The organism is Jannaschia sp. L-14R (assembly GCF_056857695.1).
The window spans coordinates 808,433-823,062 of the sequence record NZ_JBSXNP010000010.1; the positions used below are offsets into that span (position 1 = coordinate 808,433).

A 14,630-nucleotide genomic window follows, 5' to 3' on the forward strand; every position below is an offset into this window, starting at 1 on the left:
CGAGATTACTTCCAAAATTCTCGATCCACCATGGTCGCCACATTACCAATCGGTATAGACACGACCACCAGCAGGCCAGATCGGCTGCCTTAATCGAGAGCTTGAAGCTCCAAGAGGCAGACATGGTCACGCTCGATACCAATATCCCAATCCAACCTCGCTCGATTGGGATTCCTCGCCCTTTCAGGCTTTCGATGTCAGATCGCAGATTTCTTCTCGCGGCGCTTTGTACGCTGCTGGCCATCCGCGTCCTGTTCATGTTGTGGCTGCCTTTCACGGACACGACAGAGGCGCGTTACGCCGAGATAGCACGAAAAATGATCGAGACGGGTGACTGGATCACGCCTCAATTTGATTACGGCATTCCCTTCTGGGGCAAACCGCCGCTGCACACATGGCTTTCCGCTCTTGGCATGCAGATATTCGGTATTGGAGGTTTTGGCGCACGTATCTTCATATTCCTGTCGGGGCTGACGGTTCTCGGCTTGACTGGCAGATTCATGAAACGGCAAACGGGCGCAGACCAAGCACTTGTCGTGATGGTCGTGCTGTTTTCGTCGATCCTGTTCTTCGGGGCCTCGGCATTTGTCATGACCGATATGGTCATGACACTTGGCACAACGCTGAGCATGGTCGCTTTCTACACTCTTGTGACCGATCGCCGCGGCGGCGGGATTGTCTGGGGACACCTGTTCTTTGTCGGGTTGGCTATCGGATTGCTGGCAAAAGGGCCCGTCGCGTCTGTTTTGACGCTGATGCCAATCGGGCTTTGGCTACTGATCGGACGCCGCTGGTCTCTGCTGGCGGCGCTTCCATGGCTGTCCGGGACAGTACTGCTTTTGGCGCTGACGCTGCCGTGGTATGCCGCCGCAGAGCTGAAAACACCGGGTTTTCTGCGCTATTTCATCATCGGCGAACACTTTGAGCGCTTCACCGTATCAAACTGGCAAGGTGACCTCTACGGCGCCGGGCACGCACGGGCGAAGGGCCTCATATGGTTCTACTGGCTTGGTGCATTCCTGCCGTGGACACTGTTTGCAGGCTGGCTGCTTTTGCGCGCGAAGAACGTGGTGGCGGTCATAAAGGCAGACAATCGCGGCTGGCACAGCTATCTTCTGCTCTGGGCGATCGCGCCAATGCTCCTCTTCATGCCTGCTGCCAACATTCTTGAAGCGTATGTCTTGCCGGGTATTCCGGCAACGATCCTATTGCTGGTGTCCCTTTGGTCCTCGGTTCAAGGATCACCTGGAAATGGTACCAAAGCGATATTCGGCCTTTGTGTAGGCGCCGCCACGGCATTGTTTCTTGCTCTCACGATTCTTGCTCATTTCGCTCCGGACACACTAAACTTGAAGTCGCAAGAGGCGTTGGTCGAGCAGGCTGCACAGATCGATCCGGATATGCGTCTGACCTATTGGGGCAAGCGCAGCTACTCCGCTGAATTCTACACAAGCGGCCAAGCGCAGGTGGCCATAGACCCGCAAAGCCTAAAGGCGCTTGCCTTCAATAATGTCAGGGATGCCGTCGCGGTGCGGCGCGGTGCACTCGACGAAGTCTCGGCAATTCTGGGCGAAAGTTTTGTAAATCTTGGACAGTTTGGGCGCGACTTCCTTCTAGTTGAAGCGGATGCCTCAGGAGCAAAGCCATGAAACTGGCCACAATGCCGATACACGACATTCAGGCAGTCCCGGCGCCTGTAAATGTGCCAGAGCTTTCCTTTGTAATCCCAGCCTTCAACGAGGAAGAAAACATCGCGGAGACGATCCGACGCGTCAATGATGAGGCCCGGACATTGGTACGGTCCCACGAAATTATCGTGGTGGACGATGGAAGCTCGGACAGCACATTCGAGAGCGCGAAGAAGGCCACGGGCCACATTCCTCTGCGTATCCTGCGACTGTCGCGCAACTTCGGAAAGGAACAGGCGATCATGGCCGGGCTTGTGGCTTCGACGGGTTCCGGGGTGGTGATCCTTGACGCCGACCTGCAGGAGCCGCTGTGCCATCTTGCTACCATGCTGCAGCACCGGGCCGAAGGGTTCGAGGTTGTCTATGCAGTGCGCGCACACCGGGACGATGAGCCCTGTCTGAAGCGTTTCTTCAGCGGCGTTTTCTACAAATTGCTAAACTTGGGAACCGAAGCCGATATTCCGGCGGACGCGCGCGATTTCAGATTGATGGATCGCCGCGTAGTGGATGCGCTGTGTGCCCTGCCCGAACGAAACCGCTTCATGAAAGGTCTGTACGGCTGGGTCGGCTTTCGCTCCAAAGCCATACCGATCGAGTTGGAGCAGCGCACAGGCGGAACGTCCAAATTCGGCTTTCGAAACCTTTTGACGCTAGGTCTAACCGGTTTGACGTCCTTCACCAGTTGGCCATTGCGGGTCTGGACCTTGATCGGCATGAGCGTCGCCGCGCTTTCTATTCTGTACGGGTTCTGGATCGCTGCGAAGACGATGATCTTCGGAGTCGATGTGCCCGGCTGGTCAACGCTCGCGGTTGCGGTGTTCCTGTTGGGGGGCGTGCAGCTTATTTCGATCGGGGTGCTTGGTGAATATCTGGCCCGCGTCTTTACCGAGGTCAAAGGACGCCCGGGGTTTATAATCGCGGAAACGCACAGTCTGATTAAGGATCAAAGATGATGCTGAATCAGTTCCTGAGGTTTGGATTTGTCGGGGTGCTTGCAACAGCTGTCCATATGCTCATCGGCGCGACGCTTATCCATTCTGGTTGGTCCGCACTGTCTGCCAACCCGGTTTCGTTTCTGATCGCGTTTGGAGTCAGTTTCATGGGTCACTACGGTTTTTCCTTTTCCGATCAGGAAAAGGAGATAACGACCTCCCTGAAACGTTTCGCATTGGTAGCATTTGGCGGGTTCATCGTGAACGAAGCGCTCCTCGCCGTGCTGGTATGGACTAGCCTCCTGCCCCAGATATCATCACTGATCCTTTCCACCGGCATTGCCGCCATAGTGACCTTCTTCGCCAGCCGGAATTGGGCGTTTCGGCGATTGTCGAAAGATCCCGCCCCGCGAATGCACCTCGGGCGATGAAAGGTTCAACCCAAGGGTCGCGAGTGGTCACCGAAAGACGCTTTTCAAACGCAAACCCGGCGACGTCCACAGGGTACAGGCCTTTGACATGACCGACGAAACTATCGGACGCATACGGCGCTTGTCAGCGAATGTGATCGCGTTCAATCCGGCCTCTCGCATATCTGCTCTGCTTTCAACTTCGCCGCGAACCGGCAGTGACGGTCTGTGCATTTTCAGCCGGGCGCATTTGATGCCTTAGGAAAAGTGAGCTTGACAAGCAAACCGGGGTTGTTTGAGCCAAGTTCGAGCTTTGCATCATGCAAATCGGCGATCACGGAAACCAGGCTAAGGCCCAGACCATTTCCTGAAGTGGTCCGACTCCGCTCCAGCCGGTAGAGCCTTCGCAACACGTTCTCGCGTTCTTCGACTGGGATACCGGGGCCATTATCGGCAACAGTAAGTTCTATGCGTGAGGGGCTCGCCTGAACAGCAACCCTGATGGCTGATCCTGTCGGCGTATGGCGCAGAGCGTTTTCAATCAGATTTGCAAGAACCTGACCAAGCAAACCTTTTTCACCTGAAACGATTGCGGTTCCCTGCCCCGGCAGATCGGACTCGATCCGATGATTGGATTCATCAGCTGAAGGTTCGTAGACCTCGACGAAGGTCGCAGCCAGTGCTCCCAGATCGACCGGTTGAAACCTGTTCTTCGGACTACCGCCTTCGATCTGTGCGATTTGCAATAATGACTGAAAGGTCGCGACGATGCCGGTTGTCTCCTGACCCGCTTCATCCAGGATGGTTTCAAGCTTGTCAGGCAGGTTCGGCAGTTCTCTGGCCCGGTTCAGAAGGACAGCAACCCTTTGGATCGGAGTCTTGAGATCATGCGCGATATCAGCAGAGACCTGCCGTAGCGCATTGACGGACGATTGCTGTGCGGCAGCCATGCGATCCACCTGCTCGGCAATGGAAGACAGATCATCTTCGCGCCCGGCCGTGTTCTTGACCCGCGCAGACAGGTCCCCGTGGGTGAGTTGCTTCAAGGTTTGGCCGACGGCTTCGATGCGTCGACCGCTGCGGCGGGAAATTATCAACCCGGCCGCAAGTGCGATGGCGGTTGTGGGCAGGACACTGAGAAGAAGAATATAGAGGAAAAGTTCCTCCAAATCCTCGATCTGCGAGCGACTGTTGGCAACCGTCAACTGGCCACCATAGAGGTTGGCGGTCAAAGCAAGATACGGACCTTCAGGAAGGTTTTCTCCATCGGGAAAGGAAAGCACGCCGAAGCCCTCGCTGGAGCGTGCGATCATCGCGTTACCATAGTATTTTCCGTCAGCAGTCAGGTAGCTGAGAATTCGTCGTTCCGGATCCGTTACCGCGGCTTCGGCTGCTATCAACTGGGCGACCGCACCGGCCGAGGGGGCTGCCTGAAATCCAGCCAGGTCCTGACGCAGATCAGTTTCCATTGTTTTGCTGAAGGAATCCCGGATGACCAGATATGACGCGCCGAGACTGAGAAGACTTACAAACGCGAACAGCAGAACAAGAGCAAGGGCGAGGCGCAACGGCGTAGACCGTAGCAAGGCCTGCGTTCTCTCTTTGAAAGTTGTCATTCTTCGATCCGGTAGCCGGACCCTCTGACCGTCTTGATCAGCTCTGTTTCAAATGGTCTGTCGACCTTTGCGCGCAACCGGCTGATGTGTGTTTCCACCACGTTCGTTTGCGGGTCAAAGCTGATATCCCAGACCGCTTCCAGCAGCATGGTCCGGGTCTGCACCCTTCCCTTGCGGCGAAGAAGATGTTCGAGAAGCGCGAATTCCCTTGGCAAGAGATCAATATGCTGTCCCCCGCGCGTCACCTTGCGTCGCATAATATCCATTTCCAGATCACCGGCGCGCAAGACTATTTCATCCTGTGTCGCACGCGGGCGACGGGCCAGTGCCGCGACACGAGCCGACAGCTCGCCGAACGCAAAAGGTTTCACGAGATAATCGTCGCCGCCTGCATTCAGGCCCTCGATCCGGTCATCGACGCCTCCCAAAGAGGTCAGGAACAGAACAGGTGTCTGATTTTTGGCGCCGCGCATGGTTTTCACAACCGACACGCCGTCTAGCCCAGGCAGCATCCGATCAACGATCAGTATGTCATAGTCGGTCGTGCTGGCCTGTAAAAGCGCATCCTTGCCGTCAGTCATCAAATCGACCGTATGGCCTTCTTCCCGAAGACCTTCGGCAACGTAGTTGCCTGTCGTTCTGTCGTCTTCGATGACAAGAATTTTCATAATGCACTTCCATGATCTTCTGGTGGCCCCGAAACGAGGCCACCAGCATTCTTACATCTTTATCAGATGTCTGCGACTTACTTGTCGTCGTCGGCTTCGTTGTCGCCGTCATCGTCAGATTCGTTGTCGCCGTCATCGTCGGCTTCGTTGTCGCCATCATCGCCGTCATCGCCATCATCGTCATTATCGTGGACATCGACGGCCATCGACCCGTCGGCGAGAGTGTATTGTACCTCTTGCTTCGAGCTGTCGGGCATCACGACTTCGAACTCCACAACACCGTTGCCCTTGGTTTCGTCATCGAACTCGGCTTCCATGACCTTGCCGCCGGTCTTGGTTTCGACATCCGCCACGACAGCTGCGACTTCAGGGTTGGCTGTCAGAAACTGCTGAAGTTCCTCAGCCGATTTTGCGTCGGAGTTTTCGGCGGCATATGCCATCGATCCTGCAAAGACCGAGAGGCCGACAAGACCGGAGGTGGCAGCGAGTGCGAGTTTGTTGCGTTTCATGTTCGTCTCCTTGGTGCTGGGCGGGACCATCCCGTCCGATGAGACAGATCTATGGAGCGACATTCTCGTTCGACTGACCGTTGCATTACATCTTTGTTAGGTTCGATCGGACTGCCAGACGTCCATTCGTCATGCACGGGGACTGGGGGCGAACTGATCGAATGCTGGCTCTGGCGGGCTTGACGGATAAATCCGGCATGACTTGCTGACACACTCATGAGGTCATCGGTCGGCATTTCCGGGCGGTCGAGCGACGATCCGCATTCTGCCCGAGATGAAAATAGGGGCAATGTGATGCTGATGTGAGGGGCAGGCAGCGAAGTCGGAAAATGCCGGGCCATCAAGATATTGAGCAACTATCGGCTCTGTACAACTCAGGAACATCAAAGTCCGGTGGCTGATCGAGTTTGCTGCCTTGGGTTTATAATAAAAAATGGCAACGGCTGGTAACCCCATGCCGTTGCCTTGTCGTCAGACTGGTTCTCAGGCGGATGCAGGCTGACCCTCGAAAGTTTCGTCCTGTACTGTTTCAGCGCGTTTTTCAGCCTCCGCTATGATCCGTGGTCCCGCCAATCGCAGCGCCAGCGCAAAGGCGCCACCCAGGACGATCGCAAAGCCTACAGCAATGATACCGAAGCCGAATCCGGCGAATAAGATCACGGCCACGAGCGCGCTTGCCAGCAATGATTTGATGCGTTCCATGTGTCAGGTCTCCTTGTTCCTTGTGAAAGGAATATGGGTCGCATCACGGACCGCGTCCTGTCGGTGGCATTACAACGATGTAATGCTTCGACGCTTCCAACTTCGAAACGCCCACACGCTGTCTCAGGCGAACGAAAATCTCATGAGGGCGCCTGTTCCGGTACCACACGCGGTGCCTTGGGCAGGCCACCCTTGTCCGGTTCCGGCATCAACGCCCCAAGCGAGAAATATATCTTCATAAGATCGTCGACATTCATGCCCGGTACGGCGCTGACGGCGGCTTCGGTCACAAAAACAAGTCCACCGGACATCGGGATCGGCGATGTTGGTAAATAGACAAGCTTCCGTCTTTTGCCACTGACCTCATAGGTCTGCGGCGACGTCAGCAGCGCGAGCACCTCTGCGCCTTCCTCATTGCCAAAACGGCACATGACAACTGACATCCCCTGAAATTCATCTTGATTGTCAGTGTTCATCAATCGCACGACCTGGCTCACCGGCTTGTAGATGGTGCGCACCAGCGGAACGCGCGAAAACAAGGTATCGATCCAGGTCGCCAACTGCCGTTTCGCTTGAGACTTCACCAAGACACCAAGTGCCCAGACACCGATCAGCGCGCTGGCCAGGCCAAGCCAGAAAGCGACTGTTTCATGACCAGGGCCGATCACCGTTGACCCGCCAGAGGTCAGCAGATCGCCCAAGAGGGTACCGGGACCCAAAGCACCGCGGAGTTTCCCGACAAGCCATTCTATGATCAGAAGCGTCAGGATGATCGGCAACAGCACAAACAACCCGGTCAGGAACGCACTCGCTATCCCCTTTTCCCAGAAGTACCGCAAAGGATTCACTGTCTCGTCCTTCTCGTTGTACAGCCATCCTACATAAGTTGGCAGGACTTCGGCTGGTGATTTGCGGCCGATGAATTCATAATTGGCTGTGGTGCGCAAAACAGCCCGAACTTTCAAGGAGATCGGATGATCGACAAGTTTCAGGACCATGCGTCAAATGAGCGGACCTATCTATCATGGATACGGACTGCGATCGCGATTGCCGGTTTCGGAATAGTCATTGAGCGCCTGCCCGGTACGCCCAACGGTACATGGACCGGCTTGGCATTGGTTATTTCGAGCGCAGCGCTTGTCGCGCTCGCCTCTTTACGGTTTATCTTCATTCGCAGGCAAATCGAGCGGTCGGACCCGGGGCGATCCATGTTCGGCGCAATCGAAATTCTCTTTGCCTCTATGTTGGCCATGCTTCTACTCACGGTTTTCGTCTTTCTTATCGGGCTTGCCCGCGGCGGCTGACTCCGGCCAAGATTTCACGATGACGTTCTGATAGGCGAAGGGGATCTCGATCCCTTCGGCATCGAAGCGCTTCTTGATGGCCTCGGTGATGTCGTATTTCACGTCAAAAGCAACCGCAGGATCTGCACACCAGACCCGCAAGATCAGATCATTCGGGGGGCCGAGGACCGACCCGAGATCTGCTCGATCAGACGGCGACGGGCCGCGCAACTAGCACCAGGTCAGTCCCGGAAACCAGATGATCAGCATACCGAAGATGGCAAAGATGGCGGATCATCTGGCGATGTTGAGCGAGATAGGAGTCGGGATCGTACGCTAAGATGTGCCATTTGCCTCAGCATACCCCCTTTTAGAGTTTCCCTAACAAATCAAGGCTTTAATCCGTGCCTATAATCTCGGCTTCATATCCTTACCAATCCGTAATCCAACCGTCAGGTTCGCGTAGAGGTCCCTTCTCTATCTATTCGACGCATAAAGGGGTTTCGCAGGATATGCGGCTTCCCGGAGAGCCCTGGAGGTCCGAGCATGTTTGAAATGATCACGACGTGGATGAGTGGTCTTGGCCACGTGGGCGTTGCTGCTCTGATGCTCGCTGAAAATGTTTTTCCACCGATCCCGTCCGAACTTGTGATGCCCCTTGCGGGATATTTGTCAGCGGAAGGCCAGCTTTGGCTGCCAGCAACGATCCTCGCCGGAACCCTCGGCTCCGTTCTTGGCGCATTGTTCTGGTATTACATCGGCGTCTGGATCGGTGAAGAACGGTTGCAGCGGTTTGCTGCACGACATGGTGCCTGGCTCACTATCTCTCCGAAAGACGTCGACAGTGCCGCGGCATGGTTCAGAAACTATGGCTGGCGCGCAGTTTTCTTCGGACGCATGATCCCCGGTGTGCGCACGCTCATTTCGGTGCCTGCAGGTATGGCAGGAATGCCGCTCAAGCCTTTCCTCATATTCACGACTCTTGGCAGCTTCGTCTGGACCGGGCTGCTTGCGGGTGCGGGATACCTGCTGCAATCGCAATATGAGACCGTTGCGGTCTGGATCGACCCGGTTTCGACGGTCGTGGTTTTCGGGCTGATTGGGGCTTACATCTATCGTCTTGTCCGGCAGTTTTTCAGGCGACGCGAAGCACAGGCCGACTAACGTGCCCGAACGGACCACTGCAAAAATCCGCCGAAGATTACAAATCTGTATAGCCGCCGCGAAGACAGCTTAATCTGCCGAGCCGACATGTGTTTCACAACGCATGAATACGGAGTTTCTCTCATGACACATCTACACTCTCCCAAACGGCGTACGAAGCTGACGGGAGCACTCCTTGCGGCGACCGTTGCATCTACCGGTCTCGTCTCGCTGGCGCCTTCCGCCGCACTTGCGGTTCCTGCAGGCGGCTATGCCGATCTGATCGAACAATTCAGCCCGGCCGTTGTTCTGGTCGAGGTCACCCAGAAGGCTACTCCTGTCGGCGCTGACGGCGGGATGCCCAGCGAGGAGTTCTTAAGGGAATTCCAGCGGCGGTTCGGTAACAACATGCCGCAAATGCCGAACGTGCCTGACCGACAAGGTCTTGGGTCCGGCTTCATCATCTCGTCCGATGGACTGATCGTCACCAACAACCATGTGATCGCCGGGGCAACGACCGTCACGGTCAAGTTCGCCGACGGATCAGAATACGAAGCCACAGTGGTCGGCACCGACCCGCTGACCGATATCGCATTGCTGGATATCGAAGGGTCGGACCTGCCGACCGTTACCTTTGGCTCATCCGATACGATGCGCGTGGGCGACGAGGTCATCGCGATGGGTAATCCCTTTGGTCTCGGAGGCACAGTCACGACAGGTATCGTTTCGGCCAAAGACCGTAACATCAACGCGGGACCGTTCGACGAATTCATCCAGACCGACGCGGCCATCAACAAAGGCAACTCCGGCGGGCCACTCTTCAATGACAAGGGCGAAGTGATCGGCGTCAACACCGCGATCTTCTCGCCGGATGGTGCAAGCGCCGGTATCGGCTTTGCCGTACCGTCTGACCTTGTCGCAAAGGTGGTTGCAGATCTTCAGGACGATGGTCAGATCGATCGGGGTTGGCTGGGCGTCCAGATCAAGCCGGTGAGCGATGAAGTCGCATCCATCCTCGGCCTTCAGGAGGGCCAGGGCACGCAGATCGAGAAAGTCGTGGACGGTGCACCGGCGCAAAAGGCCGGCCTGCAAACCGGCGACATCATTCTCAACTTTGATGGCACACAGATCGACGAAGCCCGCGACCTGACCCGCGCCGTTGCCGGCACTGCCCCCGATACCGTCTCTAAGGTCCAGGTTCTGCGGAAAGGAGAACGCATGACGCTGGATGTCACTCTGGCAAATCGCGCGAAAGCGCAGGACGCCTGATAAAAGCTTCGCTGCGGCTCGAACCCTTCGGGACGCAGCGGAGGTCGTCACTCACGGCCGACGACCCGCCCTGGTGCCATTTGCGCCGGGGCGGGTTACATATTTATAAAAGACGCCAAATGAGGGGCCAACGTGACGATTTCCGATACTTCGCCATCTTCCGGCATTTGGGCACGGGTCAAGCCGGTCGCCCCCTATCTCCTGACCGCCGGATTGTTCGCACTCGGCGCATACGCGCTCTACCAGTTGCTGAAACCGGTGAATTTCAGGGACGTCATGGATCAGGTCCGCAGCACGCCATGGCATATCATCGCCTTGTCTTTGCTGGCAATGTTCGCGGGTTACGCCGCCCTGATTGGATATGACTGGTCCGCCCTGCGGTATCTCGGCAAGAAGCTTCCGCTTCCTGTGATCATGACGGGCGGATTTCTGGGCTATGCTCTCGGCAATACCGTCGGGGCAGGTCCGGTTACCGGCGGCGCGGTGCGCTATCGCATCTATTCATCCCTGGGACTAACCGCTTACGACATCGCGGCGATTGCGGTTTTCGGGTCACTGGCGTTTGGGCTTGGGGCTACAATTGTCGGGTTCGGCGCACTCGCCTATCACCCATATGCCTTGCAATCGCTGACTTCTATTAGCCCGGCCATTCTTCGATGGACCGGGATCGTGGCATTGGTTGCGTCTCTGGGGATCCCGGCCATCATGGCGCTGCGGAAATCCGAAATCACCCTGCGCGGCCGTAGATTCCGTATGCCATCTCTGGGTTTGCTTAGTGGTCAGTTGCTGTTTACCGCCATCGACATCCTCATGGCGGCGACTGTTCTCTATCTCCTGCTGCCGCCCAACGACATGGGGTTTGCCACGTTTCTGGCGGTCTTCGCCGCTGCGATTTTCGCAGGCGTCGCCAGCCATGTGCCCGGCGGGGTCGGTGTTTTCGAGACCATCATACTCACGGCCCTGCCCGCTTCGGTCCCTGTCGATCAGGCCGCTGCGGGTTTGTTGCTCTACCGTCTGATCTATTATCTTGTGCCTTTCGCGATGGCCCTTGCTCTTTTGGCCCTCAGCGAGTTGCGCATGGCCAGCACCAAGGTCCAGTCACCCCGAATGCAGGCTCTAGCGCCGATCTTTGGTGCCGTCAGCTCGATCGTGCCGCTGGCCATGTCGGCGATGATATTCGCGTCCGGCGTCTTCATGCTTCTTTCGGCTGTTATTCCGGCGTCCAGCGACGTCGCCGAAGAAATGGAACTGCTCCTACCCCTGGGCCTGGTGGAAGGCGGCGCCCTGTTATCCAGCGCCATCGGGGCAGCGCTGTTGGTTATTGCGCATGGCCTGATGCGACGTGTGGAGGGCGCGTGGTGGGTTGCAGTGGGCGCGTTGGCGGCCGGGATCGTGGCATCGCTGGCGCATGGGCTTGATTATGAGCGGGCGAGCATCCTTTTGCTGATGATCCTCATTCTGCTGCCCTGCAAGCGCGAGTTTTACCGAAGCGCGCGATTGACGCGTAACCCGCTGTCACTGCGCTGGGTCCTGCTGTTGGTATCGATCATCATCGCTGGTACCAGCGTCTATTTCTTTGCATACAAGGCCACTCCATACAGCAATGAATTGTGGTGGCAGTTCGCGGCGGATCAATCCGCGCCGCGTGCAACCCGCGCCGGCCTGGTCGGGGCGCTTCTGATCGGATTGTTCGCACTCGTGACCGCCCTGCGCCCGCCAAGGGTCATAGCCGAACTCGCCAGTCCAGAAGAAATCGAACAGGCTCGTTCAGTCATTGCGACACAGGCCAATCCGGATGCGAATTTCGCTCTGACCGGAGACAAGTCGCTGCTGTTTTCCGACAGCGGGCGGTCATTTCTGATGTATCGCGTTCAAGCACGTTCATGGATCGCGCTTGGCGATCCTGTCGGTGATCCGGACGAAGCTGCCCAACTGGCGTGGGAATTTTTCGATGCGGCCAATGCGGCCAATGCGCGGCCCGTATTTTACGAGGTCGCGACGGACAATCTGGCCCTCTGGGCCGAGATGGGTCTTGCCATGCACAAGATGGGCGAAGAGGCCGTGGTGCCATTGGCCGACTTCTCGCTCGAAGGCAGTCACCGCAAGAAATTGCGCACGGCCTACAATCGCGCGGGCCGGGATGGGCTTAGCTTCGAAATGCTGAGCGCACCGGTCGATGACACGACAATCGATGTGCTGCGCAACATCTCGGATCAATGGCTAGCGGACAAGCGCACCTCGGAAAAGCAGTTCTCCGTCGGCCGGTTCGATCCTGACTATCTGCGTCGGTTTCCCATTGCCATCGTGCGGCACGATACGCGCATCGTCGCCTTTGCCAATGTCCTGACGACCGAAGGGAAAGACACCGCAACGATAGATCTCATGCGACACGTCGACGATGCACCGTCCGGATTGATGGATTATCTGTTTACCGAGTTGATGCTGCACCTGAAAGCCGAAGGGTTCCGTGCATTCAGCCTTGGCATGGCACCGCTCGCCGGACTTGAAACCCGGCGCGGCAGTCGGTGGACGATGAAACTTGGCGCACTTGTCTATCGCCACGGCGGGCATTTCTACAATTTCGATGGTTTGCGGAACTTCAAGGAGAAGTTTGATCCCGAGTGGAAACCCCGCTTTCTGGTTGCTCCGCCCCGCGCGAACATCCTGCTAATCGCGACGGACGCGGCGTCGCTGATTGCCGGCGGCATGCGCAAAGTCGTCGCGCCGGGGTGATGTGTTACGTCAACCCCCGAAAACCGGACGGGTTCATCCGGGAAATCGCGCGACGCGCTTCAGAGCTCTGCAGCGAGGGTGCCGGAGCCGCACGGCCTCGGCACCCGCTTCCTGTTCTTGACCCAAAGCGGATCTATTATGTGTCCAGCGACGTGAACAGATCCGGGTTTTCGTCTCCTTCGACAATCAGATAGCCCGCGAGGCCCTTTTCCGCCCGCGACAGCGCATGATCGACCAGCACGAAACGTCCGGGAACATCGCATTTGAATTCCGCCACGGCGGAGCCGCCAGCCGGAACAATGACGGTCTGGATATCCCTCAGCGGCGGCGTCTCCAGCGATCCATGCACATAGACCCGGTCGAAGATTTCGCCGATGACGTGGAACGACGACGTGAAATTGGGTCCTCCGACACCGAAGAAGATGCGCACGGTCTCGCCGACCTTGGCCTTGAGCGGGTAGTGATCGGTCAACGCGCCGGTATGGCCGTTGAAGATGAAAAATTCGGGACGCTCGTCGACCAGCTTGTCGTAGCTTTCGGTCAGCAGACCCGGGGTTCCGATGCGTTCCTCGGTGTAAAGCTCGCCTTGCATGACATAGTATTCCCGATCGACCGGGGGCAGCCCGCCTTCCGGCTCGACCAGGATCAGGCCGTACATGCCGTTCGAGATGTGCTGCGCCACCGGCGATACCGCGCAGTGATAAACATAAAGCCCGGCATTGAGCGCCTTGAACTTGAAACTGTAGCTCTCCCCCGGCCCCGGCGAGCCGAGCGCCGCGCCGCCGCCGGGTCCGGTTACGGCGTGCAGGTCGATGTTATGGGCAAACCAGCTGTCCTCGTTGTTCTTGAGATAGACCTCCACGGTATCGCCGACCCGGACGCGCGCAAACGGACCGGGAACCTTGCCGTTGAAGGTCCAGAACCGATAGCTCGTATTGCCGTCAAGATGCGCCTCAAGCTCGATTGTCTCGTATTCCAGCCGGACGGTCGCAGGTTCGGTGCGCGTGATCGGCGGCGGCACGTTGGCCGGGTTCTCGCTGATGTCCGCCATGGTTGGGTGGGTGGGGTTGGAAGTATATAGCCGGTTGCCGACCATACCCGGGGTCAGCCCATGTCCGGCAGCTTGGGCCTGCCCGGCCTGGGCGGTCTGTGCGACGACAGGCGAATATGCCAGAATGCTCCCAGCGGCCAGACCGGCCGAGCCGACGAGAAGACTTCGGCGGTCGACGCGCAAAGCCCCGTCGGCCCCTGATGCGGTGTGGTCTTTCCGGCTGGCGTTTGCCTTGTTGTTTGGCGTTGGCATTGCTGTTTCTCCTTCAAGATTGTCATCCGGTATCGAAACGGTCCATGGAGGGACGTCTTCTTGAAAAAGCTACGGCGCTCGCGATTTAGTCTCACCCGTCGTAATGACGTTCTCGGTCGGCTTTCATTACGGTGAAGGCATGTGTCGCGGTGGTGCGGCCGGAGCTTATTCTCATCCTCTTGCAAATTTTCGAGAATTTCTGGACGCACTGCGACTACATCATCATCGATGCGTTGCCCTGTCATGGCGGAACCGGGCGCGTGGATGATCGGGCAGCTGAGCGACCGCGATCCCAATGCAGAATAGGAACAGCAACAAGTGCGCGCCTTTAAGGAAACATCTGAATGCAGCACCGCAATACGTTCCCATCACGA

Annotated in this window: 14 protein-coding genes; 7 read left to right on the plus strand and 7 right to left on the minus strand. The window is 57.2% G+C overall.

Features of this window, described 5'->3' with window-relative positions:
- The first annotated feature begins 122 nt into the window (after positions 1–122).
- Genes AC13C2_RS12420 through AC13C2_RS12430 form a run of 3 tightly spaced genes read left to right on the plus strand, consistent with a single transcriptional unit; the run spans position 123 to position 3,051 of the window.
- Complete coding sequence (locus tag AC13C2_RS12420; protein ID WP_482886976.1) at positions 123–1,649, plus strand: ArnT family glycosyltransferase; 1,527 nt, start codon at positions 123–125, stop codon at positions 1,647–1,649.
- Positions 1,646–2,641, plus strand: coding sequence for a glycosyltransferase family 2 protein (locus AC13C2_RS12425; protein ID WP_482886977.1), 996 nt, complete (start codon positions 1,646–1,648; stop codon positions 2,639–2,641). Before AC13C2_RS12420 ends, AC13C2_RS12425 begins: the two co-directional genes overlap by 4 nt.
- Positions 2,641–3,051 (plus strand): GtrA family protein, encoded by a 411-nt coding sequence (locus tag AC13C2_RS12430; protein ID WP_217638807.1) that lies wholly within the window; start codon positions 2,641–2,643, stop codon positions 3,049–3,051. Before AC13C2_RS12425 ends, AC13C2_RS12430 begins: the two co-directional genes overlap by 1 nt.
- Positions 3,052–3,266: 215 nt before the next feature.
- Here the strand turns inward: AC13C2_RS12430 and AC13C2_RS12435 are convergent, their stop codons facing one another.
- From AC13C2_RS12435 to AC13C2_RS12455, 5 genes are all read right to left on the minus strand, one after another.
- Complete coding sequence (locus AC13C2_RS12435; RefSeq protein ID WP_339640723.1) at positions 3,267–4,646, minus strand: HAMP domain-containing sensor histidine kinase; 1,380 nt, start codon at positions 4,644–4,646, stop codon at positions 3,267–3,269.
- A complete protein-coding gene (locus tag AC13C2_RS12440) occupies positions 4,643–5,314 on the minus strand; it encodes a winged helix-turn-helix domain-containing protein (protein WP_482886978.1) in 672 nt (223 codons plus the stop codon). The genes AC13C2_RS12435 and AC13C2_RS12440 overlap by 4 nt, the downstream gene beginning before the upstream one ends.
- A gap of 77 nt (positions 5,315–5,391) precedes the next feature.
- A complete protein-coding gene (locus AC13C2_RS12445) occupies positions 5,392–5,823 on the minus strand; it encodes a hypothetical protein (protein ID WP_245737585.1) in 432 nt (143 codons plus the stop codon).
- A gap of 483 nt (positions 5,824–6,306) precedes the next feature.
- Complete coding sequence (locus tag AC13C2_RS12450) at positions 6,307–6,525, minus strand: hypothetical protein (protein ID WP_092763062.1); 219 nt, start codon at positions 6,523–6,525, stop codon at positions 6,307–6,309.
- A 140-nt stretch (positions 6,526–6,665) separates the two neighbouring features.
- Complete coding sequence (locus AC13C2_RS12455) at positions 6,666–7,523, minus strand: DUF502 domain-containing protein (protein ID WP_482886979.1); 858 nt, start codon at positions 7,521–7,523, stop codon at positions 6,666–6,668.
- Here AC13C2_RS12455 and AC13C2_RS12460 point away from each other — a divergent pair.
- Positions 7,500–7,829: a YidH family protein gene (locus tag AC13C2_RS12460; protein WP_092763067.1), complete on the plus strand. Its 330-nt coding sequence runs from the start codon at positions 7,500–7,502 to the stop codon at positions 7,827–7,829. The two genes, AC13C2_RS12455 and AC13C2_RS12460, sit on opposite strands and share 24 nt — an antisense overlap.
- On the opposite strand, the gene AC13C2_RS12465 is transcribed toward AC13C2_RS12460, so the two are convergent.
- Positions 7,782–8,039 (minus strand): hypothetical protein, encoded by a 258-nt coding sequence (locus AC13C2_RS12465; RefSeq protein WP_482886980.1) that lies wholly within the window; start codon positions 8,037–8,039, stop codon positions 7,782–7,784. The genes AC13C2_RS12460 and AC13C2_RS12465 overlap by 48 nt on opposite strands.
- A 315-nt stretch (positions 8,040–8,354) precedes the next feature.
- On the opposite strand from AC13C2_RS12465, the gene AC13C2_RS12470 reads away from it, so the two are divergent.
- From AC13C2_RS12470 to mprF, 3 genes are all read left to right on the plus strand, one after another.
- A complete protein-coding gene (locus AC13C2_RS12470) occupies positions 8,355–8,972 on the plus strand; it encodes a DedA family protein (protein ID WP_482886981.1) in 618 nt (205 codons plus the stop codon).
- 123 nt (positions 8,973–9,095) lie between these two features.
- Complete coding sequence (locus AC13C2_RS12475; protein ID WP_482886982.1) at positions 9,096–10,220, plus strand: S1C family serine protease; 1,125 nt, start codon at positions 9,096–9,098, stop codon at positions 10,218–10,220.
- Between the two features lie 132 nt (positions 10,221–10,352).
- Positions 10,353–12,953, plus strand: a complete 2,601-nt coding sequence (gene mprF, locus AC13C2_RS12480; RefSeq protein ID WP_482886983.1) for a bifunctional lysylphosphatidylglycerol flippase/synthetase MprF — start codon at positions 10,353–10,355, stop codon at positions 12,951–12,953.
- A 136-nt stretch (positions 12,954–13,089) separates the two neighbouring features.
- Here mprF and nirK read toward each other — a convergent pair whose 3' ends face one another.
- On the minus strand, positions 13,090–14,256 hold the full coding sequence (gene nirK / locus AC13C2_RS12485; protein ID WP_482886984.1) for a copper-containing nitrite reductase: 1,167 nt from the start codon (positions 14,254–14,256) through the stop codon (positions 13,090–13,092).
- Positions 14,257–14,630 lie beyond the last annotated feature (374 nt).